This is a genomic window from Nocardia sp. CDC519 (assembly GCF_059509835.1).
Genome location: NZ_CM183377.1, coordinates 490304 through 506401, shown reverse-complemented (window position 1 = coordinate 506401; position 16098 = coordinate 490304). Strand labels below are relative to the sequence as shown.

At 66.5% G+C, this 16098-nt stretch carries 17 protein-coding genes; 10 read left to right on the top strand and 7 right to left on the bottom strand.

Going from position 1 to position 16098, the window contains the following annotated elements:
* Nucleotides 1-2: 2 nt before the first annotated feature.
* Nucleotides 3-863 (bottom strand): hypothetical protein, encoded by an 861-nt coding sequence (locus AC5W7N_RS02105; protein ID WP_194989705.1) that lies wholly within the window; start codon nt 861-863, stop codon nt 3-5.
* Nucleotides 864-982: 119 nt separating this feature from the next.
* Here AC5W7N_RS02105 and AC5W7N_RS02100 point away from each other — a divergent pair, with 119 nt between their 5' ends.
* Entirely contained in the window at nt 983-1963 is a 981-nt protein-coding gene (locus AC5W7N_RS02100) for an AMP-binding protein (RefSeq protein ID WP_228806035.1), read from the top strand.
* Between the two features lie 7 nt (nt 1964-1970).
* On the opposite strand, the gene AC5W7N_RS02095 is transcribed toward AC5W7N_RS02100, so the two are convergent.
* Nucleotides 1971-2960: a sigma-70 family RNA polymerase sigma factor gene (locus AC5W7N_RS02095; RefSeq protein WP_163814004.1), complete on the bottom strand. Its 990-nt coding sequence runs from the start codon at nt 2958-2960 to the stop codon at nt 1971-1973.
* A 218-nt stretch (nt 2961-3178) separates the two neighbouring features.
* On the opposite strand from AC5W7N_RS02095, the gene AC5W7N_RS02090 reads away from it, so the two are divergent.
* Complete coding sequence (locus AC5W7N_RS02090; RefSeq protein ID WP_163814005.1) at nt 3179-3598, top strand: VOC family protein; 420 nt, start codon at nt 3179-3181, stop codon at nt 3596-3598.
* A gap of 82 nt (nt 3599-3680) precedes the next feature.
* On the opposite strand, the gene AC5W7N_RS02085 is transcribed toward AC5W7N_RS02090, so the two are convergent.
* Complete coding sequence (locus AC5W7N_RS02085; protein ID WP_051016139.1) at nt 3681-4463, bottom strand: crotonase/enoyl-CoA hydratase family protein; 783 nt, start codon at nt 4461-4463, stop codon at nt 3681-3683.
* An 80-nt stretch (nt 4464-4543) separates the two neighbouring features.
* Between AC5W7N_RS02085 and AC5W7N_RS02080 the strand changes: the two genes are divergently transcribed.
* Nucleotides 4544-6193 (top strand): acyl-CoA synthetase, encoded by a 1650-nt coding sequence (locus AC5W7N_RS02080; protein WP_163814006.1) that lies wholly within the window; start codon nt 4544-4546, stop codon nt 6191-6193.
* Nucleotides 6194-6262: 69 nt separating this feature from the next.
* Here the strand turns inward: AC5W7N_RS02080 and AC5W7N_RS02075 are convergent, their stop codons facing one another.
* The 4 genes from AC5W7N_RS02075 to AC5W7N_RS02060 form a co-directional block, all read right to left on the bottom strand.
* Nucleotides 6263-6661, bottom strand: a complete 399-nt coding sequence (locus AC5W7N_RS02075) for a type II toxin-antitoxin system death-on-curing family toxin (protein ID WP_495923153.1) — start codon at nt 6659-6661, stop codon at nt 6263-6265.
* On the bottom strand, nt 6658-6882 hold the full coding sequence (locus AC5W7N_RS02070; RefSeq protein ID WP_495923151.1) for a type II toxin-antitoxin system prevent-host-death family antitoxin: 225 nt from the start codon (nt 6880-6882) through the stop codon (nt 6658-6660). Before AC5W7N_RS02070 ends, AC5W7N_RS02075 begins: the two co-directional genes overlap by 4 nt.
* A 332-nt stretch (nt 6883-7214) precedes the next feature.
* Nucleotides 7215-8321: an acyl-CoA dehydrogenase family protein gene (locus AC5W7N_RS02065; RefSeq protein ID WP_495923150.1), complete on the bottom strand. Its 1107-nt coding sequence runs from the start codon at nt 8319-8321 to the stop codon at nt 7215-7217.
* 28 nt (nt 8322-8349) lie between these two features.
* Entirely contained in the window at nt 8350-9543 is a 1194-nt protein-coding gene (locus AC5W7N_RS02060) for an acyl-CoA dehydrogenase family protein (protein ID WP_014348835.1), read from the bottom strand.
* Between the two features lie 181 nt (nt 9544-9724).
* On the opposite strand from AC5W7N_RS02060, the gene AC5W7N_RS02055 reads away from it, so the two are divergent.
* The 7 genes from AC5W7N_RS02055 (at nt 9725) to AC5W7N_RS02025 (ending at nt 16088) form a co-directional block, all read left to right on the top strand.
* Nucleotides 9725-9913: a ferredoxin gene (locus tag AC5W7N_RS02055; protein ID WP_081597139.1), complete on the top strand. Its 189-nt coding sequence runs from the start codon at nt 9725-9727 to the stop codon at nt 9911-9913.
* A 43-nt stretch (nt 9914-9956) separates the two neighbouring features.
* Entirely contained in the window at nt 9957-10862 is a 906-nt protein-coding gene (locus AC5W7N_RS02050) for a 3-oxoacyl-ACP reductase (protein WP_194989712.1), read from the top strand.
* A 300-nt stretch (nt 10863-11162) separates the two neighbouring features.
* Nucleotides 11163-11927 carry an MlaE family ABC transporter permease gene (locus tag AC5W7N_RS02045; RefSeq protein WP_163814010.1) on the top strand — a complete coding sequence of 255 codons (765 nt, stop codon included), beginning with the start codon at nt 11163-11165 and terminating at the stop codon, nt 11925-11927.
* Between the two features lie 4 nt (nt 11928-11931).
* Nucleotides 11932-12783, top strand: a complete 852-nt coding sequence (locus AC5W7N_RS02040) for an MlaE family ABC transporter permease (RefSeq protein WP_163814011.1) — start codon at nt 11932-11934, stop codon at nt 12781-12783.
* A gap of 4 nt (nt 12784-12787) precedes the next feature.
* Entirely contained in the window at nt 12788-14008 is a 1221-nt protein-coding gene (locus AC5W7N_RS02035) for an MCE family protein (protein WP_495923148.1), read from the top strand.
* Nucleotides 14005-15030 carry an MCE family protein gene (locus tag AC5W7N_RS02030; protein WP_495923146.1) on the top strand — a complete coding sequence of 342 codons (1026 nt, stop codon included), beginning with the start codon at nt 14005-14007 and terminating at the stop codon, nt 15028-15030. The genes AC5W7N_RS02035 and AC5W7N_RS02030 overlap by 4 nt, the downstream gene beginning before the upstream one ends.
* Nucleotides 15027-16088: an MCE family protein gene (locus tag AC5W7N_RS02025; protein WP_194989713.1), complete on the top strand. Its 1062-nt coding sequence runs from the start codon at nt 15027-15029 to the stop codon at nt 16086-16088. The genes AC5W7N_RS02030 and AC5W7N_RS02025 overlap by 4 nt, the downstream gene beginning before the upstream one ends.
* Nucleotides 16089-16098 lie beyond the last annotated feature (10 nt).

Sequence of the window (16098 nt, the reverse complement as noted above, 5' to 3'; positions counted from 1 at the left end):
GGTCAGTTCGATCGAATCCTGCGCCACCATCGCGCCGTCGCGATCTCGAATTCCTCCCAGAAGATTTCGTTGGATTCTTCGCCGTGCCCGAGGCCGTTGCGTAACACCGCCCAATCCAGCCGGCCCGATCGACCCGCCGAGGTGACGATCGGACGAAGATGCTCGACGATATGGGAGGTATCACGGTCGTTGGCGCGGACCGCGGCACAGAAATTGTCGTTGCGGAACTCTTCTTCGAACAGCGTGCAGACCCGGTGGGGCAGCCGCCGCGGACCGGCTGCGGTTGGTTCGCAATACGGGTCGACGGCCAGCCCGAGAGGGAGCGATGAGCGATAGTTCTCCCACCAGGAGAGGTCTGGCGGGTAATTCTGGGGCGCATAGGCGAAGGCCATTGACGGCATCGACGGCGATGCTGCTCGCCACGCGAAACGAATGGCGGCGTAGCCGCCGGCCGACCAACCGTTCCAGACAATGCCGTCGAGATCGTTCCGCCGAGCGATGTCGATCGTCAGAGCGATCAGCTCGTGAGCAACAGGCTCGGCCTGGAGGAACCAGCCAATGCGGGATTCCGGGTGCATTCGTAACACCGGGTCGGAGACGAAGATGGTGATCGCGCCCAGCTGTGCCGACGATGTGAAGCGGCCAAAGATCGGCGGCTGGTACTTGGGCCGCGTCACCATCCCGTGAAAGTTGACCAGAAGATAGGGCTTGCGGCGCAGCGCAGGGTAGGCGACGGCGAAGTCGAGGACGCGATGTAGTTCGCTGCCCTGCGGCCCGTCAGTGAGGGTTCCGCGCTCGACCCGCGCATATCGGGCTCGGGCGCCCGGGCCCGATGGCAGGATGTAGCCGTCGTGTTCGGTCATGATTCCCCCATGAAACCAACCGCTCCGGTGAGCAATCCGGGCATCCTCAGCATATCTGTCGACTGGCGCGGACGGCTCGGCCAGAGCCGCTGATTCGTGCCCGGGGGGGGGCGACGCCCTTGTCGATATCTAGAACGCGTTCTAAATTCGATGGGGTGACGCAGGAGTCGGCCGAAGTTCTCGGGCTGTGGAATATCGCCGCGGCCCAGCCGGAGCGCATTGCGCTGATCGCACCGACCGGCCGGGAGGTGAGCTACCGGGAACTGGCCGGTCTCGCCGACCGGTATGCCGGTGGGCTGCGGGCGCTCGGGCTGCGCGCCGGCGACGCCGTGGTGAGCCTGCTGCCGAATGGCGTGGAGGCGGTCGCGTTCTCGTTCGCGGCCCATCGGAGCGGGCTGTACCTGGTGACGGTGGACTGGCACCTGGCGGTGCCGGACATCGCCCACGTGCTCATCGACAGCGAGGCCAAGGCGTTCGTTGCCGGCAGGCGGTTCGCCGAGTCGGCCCGGCTGGCTGCCGACGCCGCGGATCTGCCTGCCGCCGCGCGGTTTTCGGTGGGCGCGATCGAGGGCTTCAAATCGGTGGCCTGGCTCGGTGCGGCGGGGATCCGGCGGCCGGGGGAGCGCACCGATCCCGATGTGGTCGCACCGCACAACACCGGCTCGTTCGGGCCGGCGCCGCACGGCATCCATGTGCATCTGGCCGGGCTGCCGCTGTACCGGTTCGAGGCGCTCGATTCCCTTACCGCTGCGGTGCAATCGGGGCACCGGGTAGTCCTGATGGACGGTTGGGACGCGGCCGAGGCGCTGCGGTTGATCGAACGACATCGCGTGACCCACAGCCGTTTGTCACCGGCCCTGTTCGACCGGCTCCTCGCACTGCCGGAGGCGATCCGATCCCGCTACGACCTGTCGTCGCTACGGCGGATCGTGCACGGACCGGAGCCGTGCTCACCAGACCTCGAACAGCGGATGACCGACTGGTGGGGCCCGGTGTTCACCGATTACCGGAGCCAGACCGAGGGCGGCCCGATCGACGGCGCCGTCAGCGTCGACGACGCGGCCGGCCGTGACCGCCACTCGGATCTGATTCCCGGCTGAGCGGGACTCAGACGGCTTCGCGCAGCTCCGGCTCCAGGCCGAACAGCGGGAACAACTTCTCGGTGTCGAGGAAGAAGTTGAGCCCGGAGATCTCCCCGTCGGTGAGTTCGAGGACGGTGATCGACCACGGCACCCACACGCCCGGCTCGCCACTCGGCTTGTAGTGGCCGAAGGCGGGCAGGCCGTTGGCGCCCTCGAGCCGCACCAGGCGTGAATCGCGGCAGGCCGCTCCGTGGCCGAGCATGAACTCCGCGACATTCGCCGGGCCGGACACCCAGAACTCGAGCGGCGGCATGGACAGCGCCACATCGGTTTTCAGCAGGGTGGTGAGGGTGTCCATATCGTAGGACTCGAAGGCCTTGACGAAATCGTCGACGAGCCTGCGCTGCTCCTCATCGGTCTCGTCGTAGGTGTCGGTGACCGCGGGCTGGACCTTGGACATGGTGGCGCGGGCGCGTTGCAGCGCGCTGTTGACCGAGGCCGGCGACATGGTGAGCGCCTCGGCCGTCTCGCTGGCGGAAAAGCGCAGCACCTCGCGCATGATCAGGATGGCGCGCTGGGTGGCGGGCAGGTGCTGACAGGCGGCGACGAAGGCCAGCCGCAGCGTGTCCTTTGCGGTGGCGTGTTCGGCCGGATCGGCGCCGAAGGCGAGCGCGTTGGGGATCGGCTCGACCCAGACGTAATCCGGCTGCGGCGCCGACAGCGGCGACTCCGGGCTCGACGGCCCGGACAGATCCATCGGCCGGGCCCGGCGCTGCGGACCGTCGAGCATGTCCAGGCAGACGTTGGTGGCGATCCGGTACAGCCACGACCGCAAGCTGGCCCGGCCCTCGAAGCTGTCGTAGGCCTTCCAGGCGCGGGTGAAGGTTTCTTGGACCGCGTCTTCGGCCTCGAACGAGGAACCGAGCATGCGGTAGGCGTAGGCGCACAACTCGCGGCGGTGTACCTCGAAGGAATCCATGACTTCCGCCGTGGCGGTGCCCGTCATCTCGCTCATGGATGCCACTGTGGCACAAGCCACCGACAACAAACAGGCATCGCGATGATCGTTTGCCGATGGAAAGACCACGTCAGCCACAGAAATCGCACCAGTACCCCCAGTAACGGGTAACGGCGGGGCGGGTTGTTTTCAGCGGCTGCGATGAGTTTCCGGAACCGGCCACGTCTCTATCGGTGAAGCGAGAAGCACACACCGACCGAGAGGCCGAAAAGACAATGAGCAGCAAGATGATCTTCATCAACCTCCCCGTGACCGACCTCGAGCGGTCCAAGGGCTTCTACGAGGCGCTCGGCTGGAAGGTCAACCAGGACTTCACCGATCAGAACGCCGCCTGCATCGTGATCGACGACAACATCTGCCTGATGCTGCTGACCAGGGAATACTTCGCCACCTTCACCAAGCGGCCGATCGCGGACACCAACGCGACCGCAGCCGCGGGCTACGCGCTCTCGCTCGGCAGCGCGCAGGAAGTGGACCAGCTGACCGACGCCGCCGTGGCCGCCGGCGGGCGGGAAGAAGTCAACGAGGACAAGCGCGCCCAGGAAGCCGAGGTGGGCATGCACGGGCGCACCTTCCTCGACCCCGACGGCCACCAGTGGGAGCCGTTCTGGATGGACTACCCCGGCGCCAACTGAGCGCGGACGCCCACAGCGCAGACAGCACAACGTCCCCGGCGCGTCGAGCCCGCCGGGGACGTTGTGACGTTCGCGCCGCTTGCTACTTGCCGGTGAAAGTGGGCTTGCGCTTCTCGGCGAAGGCCTTCGGCCCCTCCTTGGCGTCGGCCGACTTGAAGACCGCCATGCCGAGTTCGGCGTCGATCTTGAACGCGTCGTTCTCCGGCATGGCCTCGGTGTCGCGGATGGTCTTCAGGATGGCCTGCACCGCGAGCGGGCCGTTGGCCGCGATCAGTCCGGCCAGCTCCAATGCCTTGTCGAGCGCTGTCCCGTCCGGCACCACGTGCCCGATGAGGCCGATCTCCTTGGCCTCGGCCGCGGTGACGTGGCGTCCGGTGAGCAGGATGTCGGCGGCGACGGTGTAGGGAATCTGGCGCACCAGCCGCACGGCCGAGCCGCCCAGTGGGAACAGGCCCCAACGTGCCTCGGACACACCGAATTTCGCGCTCTCGCCGGCCACCCGGATATCGGTGCCCTGCAGGATCTCGGTACCGCCTGCGATGGCAGGGCCCTCGACCGCGGCGATCAGCGGCTTGGTGAGCCTGCGGCCCTTGAGCAGCGCTTCGATCTTCGACAGGTCCCAGCCGCCGCCGGAGAAGGAATCGCCGGGATGCTGCGAGGTCATCGCCTTCAGATCCGCGCCGGCGCAGAAGGCGCCGCCCGCGCCGGTGAGGATCGCGACCCGGATATCGGGATCGTTGTCGACCTGGTCCCAGGCGTCGCGCATGATCGCCATCATCTCGCCCGACAGGGCGTTCTTCGCTTCCGGCCGGTTCATGGTGACGATGAGAACGTGGTCGCGCTTCTCGACGAGGCAGTGCGGCATCGCGGAAATCTCCTGGCTCGAGGACGTGGTGTGAAAAGGCACCCTTGTCAGGAACAGTAACACGTTCTATTTTTAGGTCTGTGAGCTACAACATAGCGGACCTCATCGAGCACACCATCGACCTCATGCCCGATCGCGTCGCACTGGTCGACGACGTTCGCGAGGTCACCTATGCGCAGTTGGAGGAGCGGACCAACAAGCTAGCCCATTACCTGCGAGAACAGGGTGTCCAGCCGGGTGACAAGGTGGGCATCTACTCGCGCAACACGATCGAGGCCGTCGAGTCGATGGTCGCGGTGTTCAAGGCGCGCGCGGTGATGGTCAACGTGAACTTCCGTTACGTCGAGAACGAGTTGCAATATATCTTCGATGATTCGGACATGGTCGCGTTGATCCACGAGCGCCGCTACACCGACAAGGTGACCGCCGTGCGGCCGAACGTACCGAAGTTGAAGACCGTGATCGTGGTCGACGACGATACCGTCGACCAGGTGCCCCTCGCGGCGGATTCGGTCGAATACGAGGCCGCACTCGCCGCCTCCTCGGGCGAGCGCGATTTCGGCGAACGTTCCCCCGACGACATCTTCATGCTCTACACCGGCGGCACCACCGGCATGCCGAAGGGCGTGATGTGGCGCCAGGAAGACTGGTGGCGGGTGCTCGGCGGCGGCACCAACTTCGGTACCGGCGAGAAGATCGAAGACGAATGGACGCAGGCCAAGGCCGGCGCCGCCGGTGCGGCGATGGTGCGCTATCCGATCCCGCCGATGATCCACGGCGGCTCGCAGGCCGCCACCTTCCACGGGCTGTTCGACGGCGGTAAGACCGTCATGCTGCCGGAGTTCAGCGGCCACAGCGTGTGGCAGGCGATCGATCGGCACGGCGTGAACATGATCTTCATCACCGGCGACGCGATGGCCCGCCCGATGCTGGACGCGCTGCGCGAGGGCAACCCGGAAACCGGTGAGCCGTACAAGCATTCGAATCTGTGGGCGATGGCCAGCAGTGCCGCGCTGTTCTCCCCGACGCTCAAGGATCAGTACCTGGAGCTGCTGCCGACCACCGTCATCACCGATTCGATCGGCTCCTCGGAGACCGGGTTCGGCGGCTTGGCCATCGCGGCCAAGGGCGCCACCCACACCGGCGGCCCCCGGGTGAAGATCGACGCCTCCACCGAGGTGCTCGACGAGGACGGCAATCCGGTCGAGCCCGGTTCGGGCAAGGTCGGCATGCTCGCCCGCAAGGGCCACATCCCGCTCGGCTACTACAACGACCCGGTCAAGACGGCCGCGACGTTCAAGGAGTTCAACGGTGTTCGCTACTCGATCCCGGGTGATTACGCCCGCGTCGAGGAGGACGGCACCGTCACCATGCTCGGCCGCGGTTCGGTGAGCATCAACAGCGGCGGCGAGAAGATCTACCCGGAGGAGGTCGAGGGCGCCCTCAAGACCCATCCGGAGATCTTCGACGCTCTCGTCGTCGGTGTGCCGGACGAGCGCTGGGGGCAGCGGGTCGCCGCCGTCGTCCAGTGTCGCGGCGACAAGCGCCCCAGCCTCGATGAACTGCGCCCGATCCTCACCAAGGAAGTCTCGTCCTACAAGCTGCCGCGCAGCCTCTGGTTCGTCGACGAGATCAAGCGTTCTCCCGCCGGTAAGCCGGATTACCGCTGGGCCAAGGCGCAAACCGAAGCCCGCCCGGCCGATGAGCACGCCGAGGTGAGCAGCAAGTAGGCCGTACCGCGGCAAGGGCCACCGCGAGCTTCGCGGTGGCCCTGTGGTTTTCTACAGCCGTGGTCTGGCCTAGGGGTGCAGGCCGAGCACTTTCGTGAGTTGATCCGCGATCTCGGGGACTTCGTCGGTCTCGCCGCTGGCAATCGAGATCATCAGGTCATATGCAAGGCCCTCGTCAAGACCTGTGATGTCGATACCGTTCAGGTCGAGGAACACCATTCCTGCCGTGAACGCGATTCTCTTGTTGCCATCGACAAGCGGATGGTTCCTCGCGAGTGACTGCACGAGGGCGGCAGCCTTCTCCCACAGGGTCGGATAGGCGTCCGCGCCGAAAACGGTAGCTTGTGGACGGGCCGCAGCCGATGCCAGCAGCCCGTGGTCGCGCACGATGTACTGCTGGCCAACGCTGACTTCTGCGATCGCATGTAGATCCGCGACCGTCAGGTAGTAGACCGGCTCGCCGGTCATTCGGCCAGCCGGTCGAGCAGCTTGCGGTGACGTTCGGCGATTCGCTCTGCCGATGCGCGAACTCGGCTGCTCGCCCTCTCTGTCATTGCCTCCGGGACCACAGCGGCGACACGGCGACCGTGGCGAGTGAGGTGAATGACATTGCCGGCTTCGGCGGCGGCGATCACCTCGGCCAGTCGTTCCCTGGCTTCGCTGACAGGGATGTCCGACTCATCGGGCATGGGTAAGGCGGTCATGGTGGTAATCGTACGAAATTGCGAAAGTTTTGTACAAATACCAGCAGGCTGAGTTGGGCTAGGGCTCGCGGATCAGAACCATGATCTCGTCCGTGGACATGCCTGCTATGGCCGTGCTGCTCGCCGTCCCACGCAGGCGGCGGACGATACGTCGGCCACGACTGGCCGAAGCAAGGGACGAACTGGGCCGTTGCCCAGTATCGTCGGCTGTGATCATCGGATCGTCGCCGCTGCGCGGATGGTCGCTACCGTCGGTTGCCACGCACACCACGATAGTGCGCACCACTCATATCAATCACCGATTATTCACCGGTGGTTCAGGCCGATTCGGCCAGGTGCTCCGCGATCGGGAGCAGGTGGTCCGGGGCGGGGCCGAGGGCGAATTCGTTGTGTTTGGCGGCGGTGAAGTAGTTCTGCACGATGTGGTCGCGGTCGATGCCGACGCCGCCGTGCACGTGGACGACGGTGTGGGCGATGCGGTGGCCGGCTTCGGCGGCCCAGAACTTGGCGGTGTGCACGGCCGGGGCTGCGGGTAGGTCTTCCGACAGCTGCCAGGCGGCCTGGGTGACGGTCAGGCGCAGGCCGCCGAGGTCGATGTAGGCGTCGGCCAGGCGCTGGGCGACGGCCTGGAAGCTGCCGATGGCCTTGCCGAACTGTTCGCGCTCGCGGGCGTACTCGGCCACGAGTTCCAGGGCGCGTTCGAGGGTGCCGAGTTGCTGGGCGCTGAGCCCGAGCCAGGCGCGCAGCAGCAGCCAGTCCAGGATCTCGGCGCCGGCGTCCACGGTGCCGAGCAGCTGGGCCGGGGAGTCGGTGAACTCCACCAGGAACTCCGCGCTGCGGTCGACCACCTGCTGGGCGGTCACCCGCACCGAGGAGTGCGACGGATCGACCAGGAACACGGCGGTCTGCCCGGACACGGTGGCGGGCACCAGGATCCGGTGCGCCCGGTCGGCAACCGGAACGGTGGTCTTGGTGCCGGTGATCCGCCAGCCGTCGGCGGTGTCGGTGGCGGTGGTGTCCGGGGTCGCGGTGTCCCAGTTGTGTTCCTCGGTCAGCGCGGCGGTGAGGATCAACTCGCCAGCACCGGCCCGCCGGGCGAGCTCACGCTGTTCGTCATCGCCGTACCGGGCGAGTGCACCCGCGCCGAGCACGATCGACGATAGATACGGGACAGCCGCCACGTACCGGCCGAGTTCGCGCAGGATCGAGGTCTGTTCGAGTACGCCGAAGTCATTGCCGCCGACGGCCTCCGGCAGGGCGGCGGCGAGCACACCGGTCTCGGCCAGCGATTGCCACAGCGGTTCATCGAACCGCACCTCGGCGGTGTCGAGTTCGCGCAGCCGGTCATCGGTGACCAGCTTGGCGCATACCTCGCCGGTCAGCCGGGCCAGATCGCCCTGGGCCTCGGTTGGGGTGAAATCCATGGTGAGTTCCTGCTTTCGAAATCCGGTCTCAGCGGGCGGCGGCGGGCTGCTTCAGCGCGGTCATGGCGATGATGTCGCGCTGGACCTCGTTGGTGCCGCCACCGAAGGTCAGGATCAGCGCGGCCCGGTGCATCCGCTCGAGCCGTCCGCGCAGCACCGAGCCGGGGGAGTCCTGGCGCAGGTAGGCCTGCGGTCCGAGCACCTCCATCAGCAGCCGGTAGGCCTCGGTGGCCAGTTCGGTGCCGTACACCTTGCACGCCGAGGCGTCCCACGGCCGCGGCGCCGCGTCACCGCCCGCGTCGGCGCGGCTGGCGATCTCCCAGTTCAGCAGCTTCAGGTATTCGACCTTGGCGTGCACCTTGGCCAGGTTCAACCGCACCCATTCGCGGTCGATCACCCGTGAGCCGTCCGAGGATTTGGTCTCGCGCGCCCACTCGACGGTCTGGCGCAGCGCCAGCGCCAGCGGCGCGGAGGAGGTGAGTGCGACCCGCTCATGGTTGAGCTGGTTGGTGACCAGTGGCCAGCCGCCGTTCTCCTTGCCCACCAGCGCGGTGACCGGCACGCGCACGTCCTGGTAGTAGGTGGCGCTGGTGTCGGGCCCGGCCATGGTGTGCACCGGCGTCCAGGAGAAGCCCTCGGCGTCGGTGGGCACGATCAGCATGCTGATGCCCTTGTGCTTCTTGGCCGTCGGATCGGTGCGGCAGGCCAGCCAGACGTAATCGGCGTAGGCGATGAGGCTGGTCCACATCTTCTGCCCGTTGATGACGTATTCATCGCCGTCGCGCACCGCGGTGGTGCGCAGCGAGGCCAGGTCGGTGCCTGCGCCGGGCTCGGAGTAACCGATGGAGAAGTGCAGCTCACCGGCGGCGATCTTGGGCAGGAAGAATTTCTTCTGCTCCTCGCTGCCGTAATGCATGATCGTCGGCGCGACGGAGTTGATGGTCAGGAAAGGCACCGGCGCGCCCGCGATGGCGGCCTCGTCGGTGAAGATCAGCTGATCGAGCATCGGCCGGTCCTGGCCGCCGAACTCTTTCGGCCAGCCCAGCGCCAGCCAGCCGTCGCGGCCCATCTCCCGCACGACCTCGCGGTAGACGTTGCCCTGCCCGTATTCACCGGTCTGCGCGCTGAGCGCAGCGCGGCGTTCGGGGGTGATCAGCGTGGCGAAGTAGTCGCGCAGCTCCGCTCGTAGCTGTTGCTGCTGCGGCGTGTAGGCGATGCGCATGGGCGTTACCTCGGGCCTTCATTCATCGAATAGGGACACACCCGGATAGGAAACCGGCGTTCCGATCATTGCATATCGACTGAAACATGTTCCAGTATTGATAGTGGATCCACTCGATGTCCGCCCGCGCGGCGGCATCGGCTTGTTACTCTTCGGCGACAGCCGCGGTGAAGGAGTTCTGATGAAGGTCGTTGTTGATCTCGACCAGTGCGAAGCGAACGGAATCTGTGTCGGAATCGCCCCCGACGTGTTCGAACTCGACGATGAAGACGTGCTGCACATTGCCGAGGGTGAAGTGCCCGCCGATCGCGTCGCCGAGGTGGAGGACGCGGTCGCGCAATGCCCGAAAGCAGCGCTGAAATTGTTGTAATCGGCTCTTGCCGTGAACTGGAACACGTTCTAAAGTCGGCCCGGTGAACGATAACGATGTGAGCCTTGCCGGACGTGTTGCGATCGTGACCGGGGCGGGTGCCGGCCTCGGTCGCGCCGAGGCGCTGGCCCTCGCCGGTGCCGGCGCCTCGGTCGTCGTCAATGATCTGGCCGATTCCGAAGCCGTGGCGCAGACCATGGCCGATATTCGCGCGCTCGGCGCGAAAGCGGAGTTCGTCGCGGGCAGCGTCGCCGAGCGGTCCACCGCCGACGAACTGATCCGCACCGCCACCGAGGCCTTCGGTGGGCTCGACATCGTGGTCAACAACGCGGGCATCACGCGGGACCGGATGCTGTTCAATATGTCCGACGAGGACTGGGACGCCGTGATCGCGGTGCACCTGCGCGGCCATTTCCTACTCAGCCGCAATGCGGGCGCCTACTGGCGCGGCAAGTCCAAAGCGGCGGGCGGTCCGGTCTACGGCCGCATCGTCAACACCTCGTCCGAGGCCGGGTTGCTCGGTCCGGAAGGGCAGGCGAACTACGGTGCGGCCAAGGCCGGCATCACCGCGCTGACCTTGTCGGCGGCGCGCGCCCTCGCGCGTTTCGGCGTGCGGGCCAACGCGATCTGCCCCCGGGCCAGGACCGCGATGACCGAGGCGGTCTTCGCGGACGCCCCAGAGGGTGCGGTCGACCCGCTCTCGCCGGACCATGTCGCGCGGCTGGTGGCCTATCTGTCCTCGCCCGCGGCCGACGCGGTGAGCGGTCAGGTCTTCGTGGTGTACGGCCCGATGGTCGCGCTGATGGCCGCGCCGGAGGTCGAGCAGCGCTTCGACGCGACGGGTGAACAGTGGTCGACCGGTGATCTGGCCGCCACGCTGAGCGGGTACTTCGCCCAGCGCCCGGAAGGTCGTACCTTTTCTGCAACGTCGCTACACGCACTGGGCTGACCAGCCCCGTTGCCCGTCCGTCCGCTCGACCGCTTCCTGAACGGCCGTCCAAGAGTTGATCGGCCGTCCAGTAGTTGGTAGACATGGGGATCGTATGTGCCAGGGCTCACAACAGTGATGCTCAACACGTATGAACCAGGTTCCAATCTTGCTGTCTGAGATTGGATCGAAATAGCAGTTCAAATAGGGTCAAAAGCCCCACAGAGTCTTAGTGAACGTGTTCTACTTGTCCGGGGCGCGGGGCGGTTGCGGCCGCCGCGTCCGTCAGCAGGACCAGTAGTCAGGCAAGGAGGATCGCCGATGAACGAGGTCCTTGCCGTGCCATTGCGGGCGGTCGGCGGGTTCTTCGACCTCACGGCGGAGGTGGCGCGTGCCAGCATGCGCCGGCCCTTCCAGGCACGCGAGTTCGTCGACCAGTCCTGGTTCATCGCGCGAGTCTCGATCGTGCCGACCCTGCTGGTAGCCATACCTTTCACCGTGCTGGTGAGCTTCACGCTGAACATCCTGCTGCGCGAGATCGGCGCGGCCGACCTCAGCGGCGCGGGCGCGGCCTTCGGCGCGGTGACCCAGGTCGGCCCGATCGTCACGGTGCTCATCGTGGCCGGCGCCGGCGCCACCGCCATCTGCGCCGACCTCGGCGCACGCACCATTCGCGAGGAAATCGACGCGATGAAGGTGCTCGGCATCGACCCGATCCAACGACTCGTGGTCCCGCGGGTGCTCGCATCGATGTTCGTCGCGCTGTTGCTCAACGGCCTGGTGTGCACCATCGGCATCCTGGGCGGATTCCTGTTCTCGGTGCTGCTCCAGGATGTGAATCCGGGCGCCTTCGTCAACGGGATCACCCTGCTCACCAACCTGCCCGAGCTGGTCATCTCCGAGGTCAAGGCGGGCCTGTTCGGCCTGATCGCCGGCCTGGTGGCCTGCTATCTCGGGCTCAACGTCAAAGGCGGCCCCAAGAGTGTCGGTGATGCGGTGAACCAGACCGTGGTGTTCGCGTTCATGGCGCTGTTCGTGGTGAACGTCGTCGTCACCGCCGTCGGCATCAAGTTCGCGGTGCGGTGATCCGATGGCCTTCGTGATCCAGTCCCGGTTCCCCCGCATGGTGCGGCGGGTGCGCCGGATGTCGAATTCGATAGACGAACTCGGCAAACAGGCCGTGTTCTACGGCCGCGCGATCGGTTCGATGCCGAAGGCGCTGGTGCACTACCGCACCGAGACCATCCGGCTCATCGCCGAGATCAGCATGGGCACCGGTGCGCTCGCCGTCATCGGCGGCACCGTGGTGATCGTCGGGTTCCTGACGCTGTTCACCGGCGGCACCATCGCGGTACAGGGCTACAGCTCGCTCGGCAATATCGGCGTCGAGGCACTCACCGGCTTCTTCGCCGCCTTCATCAATGTGCGTATCGCGGCGCCGGTGATCTCCGGTATCGGCCTAGCCGCCACCATCGGCGCCGGTTCGACCGCGCAGCTGGGTGCGATGCGGGTGGCCGAGGAAATCGACGCGCTCGAATCCATGGGCATCCGGCCGGTGCCGTACCTGGTGGGTACCCGGGTGCTGGCCGGGATGATCGCGATCATCCCGCTGTACTCGCTCGCGGTGATCGCCTCGTTCGTCGCCAGCCGGTTCGCGACGGTGGTGATCTATGGGCAGTCCGCCGGCGTCTACGACCACTACTTCTCCACCTTCTTGATCCCGAGCGACATCCTGTGGTCGTTCGTGCAGGCGATCTTGATGGCGGTCGCGGTGATGATGATCCACACCTACTACGGCTTCCACGCCGCGGGCGGTCCGGTGGGCGTCGGCGTCGCGGTGGGCAACGCGGTGCGCGCCTCCCTGGTCGCGGTGGTCACGGTGACGCTGCTGGTCTCGCTGGCCATCTACGGCACTTCCGGCAACTTCAACCTCTCCGGATAGCGGCATGGTGAACACGAAAACTTCGGGGCGGTCCTCGGGTCTGGCGGCACGGCTGCGCGGCCCGCTCGGACTGAAACTGGCCGGGCTCGGGCTCGTGCTGTTCATGGTCGCGGTGGTGACCGTGTCGATGATCATGTTCGTCGGCGGATTCACCCAGACCGTCGCGGTGGCGGTCAAGGCGCCGCGCAGCGGCCTGGTGCTCGACCCGGACGCCAAGGTCAAGGTGCGCGGGGTCGAGATCGGCCGGGTCTCCGATATCGAGCTCGGCGACGACGGCGCGACGATCAATCTGGCGTTGAACCCGGATCAGCTGAAGCTGGTGCCCGCCAACGCCGGCGTCGACATCCGCTCGACTACCGTGTTCGGTGCCAAGTACGTGAACTTCACCGTTCCCGAGGAGCCGTCGGCCGAGTCGCTGAAACCCGGTGCGACGGTGGCGGCGAGCAAGGTGACCGTCGAGTTCAACACGCTGTTCCAGCATCTGTCCGATGTGCTGGCCCAGGTCGAGCCGGAAAAGCTCAATGCCACCCTGGCCGCCCTCGGCACCGCGCTGCAGGGCCGCGGCGAGAAGCTCGGCGATCTGCTCGTCAACAGCGAGGCCTTCCTGCGCGACATCAACCCGAGTCTGCCCACGCTGCAACGAGATCTGGCCACCACCGCGCAGGTCACCGATATCTACGCCGATACCGTCGGCGATCTGCTGCGCACGGTCGACAACGCGATCGTCACCAGCGGCACCATCGTCGACGAGACCGCGGGGGTGGACGCGCTGCTGGCGAACCTGACCGGCCTGGCCGATACCGCAGGCTCGGTGTTGCGCGACAACGAACAGCCGCTGGTCACCGCGCTGGACCTGCTGCGGCCCACGAGCGAACTGCTCTACGAGTACCGGCCCGCGTTGTCGTGCCTGATCCTCGGGCTCGGCAAGGCGCTACCGCTGGGTGAGGCGGTCTTCGGTGGGCTCCAGCCCGGCGTCGCGCTGAACGCGAGCTTCATGTACGGCCACCCCGCCTACACCTATCCGGAGGATCTGCCGAAGGTGAATGCCACCGGCGGGCCGCACTGCGCGGGCACCGTGGACCGGGAGCCGGGCACGCACGCGGACTACGTCGTCACCGATACCTCTGAGGGCGCGCCGTACGCGCCGTCGACACAGCTGGCGATCAACGCGCCCAAGGTTTTCCAGATTCTGTTCGCCGGGCTTCCGGGGGTGCGCCAGCCGTGAGGAATACCGCAACGAAAGTCAAGCTTGGCATCTTCACGCTGGTGATGACGCTGATCTTCACCGGCCTGGTGATCGTGTTCAGCGAGGTGCGCTTCGCCAGGGAAAACGGCTATAACGCCGTGTTCACCAGCGCCTCGGGCATGCTGCCCGGCGACAAGGTGCGCATCGCGGGCGTCCCGGTGGGTTCGGTGACGTCGGTGGAAGTCGGCAAGGACCATCTGGCCCACGTCGAGTTCGACGTCGACCGGAAGTTCAAGCTGTACAGCAGCACTCGCGCCACCATCCGGTACGAGAACCTGGTCGGCGACCGCTACCTGGAACTGCTCGAGGGCCCGGGGTCGGCCGACATCCTGCCCGAGGGCAGCACCATCGGCCTGGAGCAGACCGCGCCGGCACTGGATCTGGACATGCTGCTCGGCGGATTCAAACCGCTGCTGCGCGGCCTGGATCCCGCGCAGGTCAACGACTTGACCAACGCCCTGCTCCAGGTGTTCCAAGGCCAGGGCGGCACGCTGGTGTCGCTGCTCAACAGCGGCGGCTCCTTCGCCAAGACGCTGGCCGACCGCGACGCCCTGATCGGCAGCGTGATCGACAACCTCAATGCCGTGCTGGCCACCATCGACGAGCGCGACGAGCAGTTCACCACCACGATCAACGAATTGCAGCGGCTGGTCAGCGGATTGGCCGCCGACCGTGATCCGATCGGCGCCGCGCTGCCCCGGATCGCCGGCGCCACCGGTGACCTCACCGATCTGCTCACGCAGGCGCGTCCGGATCTGAAGAACACCGTCGCGCAGATCGACCGGGTCGCCACCAACGTCAACAACGGTTCCGACACCGTGCAGTGGGTGCTCGAGCGGCTGCCCGAGACCTATCGGCAGTTGATCCGCATCGGTTCCTACGGATCGTTCCTGCAGCTGTATGTCTGCGAGACCAACTTCCTCGTCGACGGTCCGGACGGCAAGCCCATGAGCGTGGTCTTCCCGGGCGGGCAAGATACCGGAAGGTGTGCGAGCGAATGAGTGAGAAGTCAACGCCCGCAACAACGATCGGCGTCGTCGGTCTTGTGCTCGCGGTGACGGTCGCCTTGTCGGCGCTCCAGTTCGACCGGCTGCCCTTCATCCGCTCCGGCGCCACCTTCACCGCATTCTTCGCCGACGCGGGCGGGCTGGTACCCGGCGACGACGTGCAGGTGGCCGGTGTGCGGTCCGGGCAGGTCGAGGACGTCGAGCTGGACGGGGCGAAGGTGCTGGTCACCTTCACCCTGAACGAATCCATCGTGCTCGGCGACAAGACCTCGGCCGCGATCAAGACCAATACCGTGCTCGGCCGCAAATCGCTCGAGGTCACCCCGGACGGCCCCGGCGCGCTGCGCGTCGACGACACCATCCCGCTGGACCGGACCACCTCGCCGTACTCGCTGAACGAGGCGCTCGGCGATCTGGCCGACACCGTGGGCGGCCTGGACATGGACCGGGTGGACCAGACCCTCGACGCCCTGTCGGCCACCTTCGCCGATACGCCGGAACCGCTGCGCAACGCCCTCGACGGCATCACCGCGCTCTCCCGCACCATCAATACCCGTGACCAGGCGCTGTCGGATCTGCTGACGCGCGCGCAGAACGTCACGAAGATCCTGTCCGACCGCGCGACCCAGCTCAACGCGCTGCTGCTGGACGGCAACGAGCTGCTCGGCGAGCTGGATCGACGGCGCACCGCGATCAGCCAGCTGATCGTCTACGTCAACGGGCTGGCCCAGCAGCTGTCCGGCCTGGTGGCCGATAACGAGGCGCAGCTGCAACCGGCGCTGGACAAGCTGAACTCGGTACTCGACCTGCTCCAGCGCAACCGGGACAACATCTCCCAGGCGCTCGACGGCCTCGGCCCGTTCGCGGCCGCGCTCGGTGAGCAGGTCGGCAGTGGTCCGTACTTCCAGGCCTACGTCGTCAACGCGACCAGCCCCGGCTTGCAGATCCTGGTGGATTCGCTGGTCTGGCCGCAGAACCTGCCCGAATCGTTGCGCGGGTACTTCGACCCGATGCCGTCCATCGGACCCGCGATCCAGGAGCCGCCGCGATGACATCGAGAAT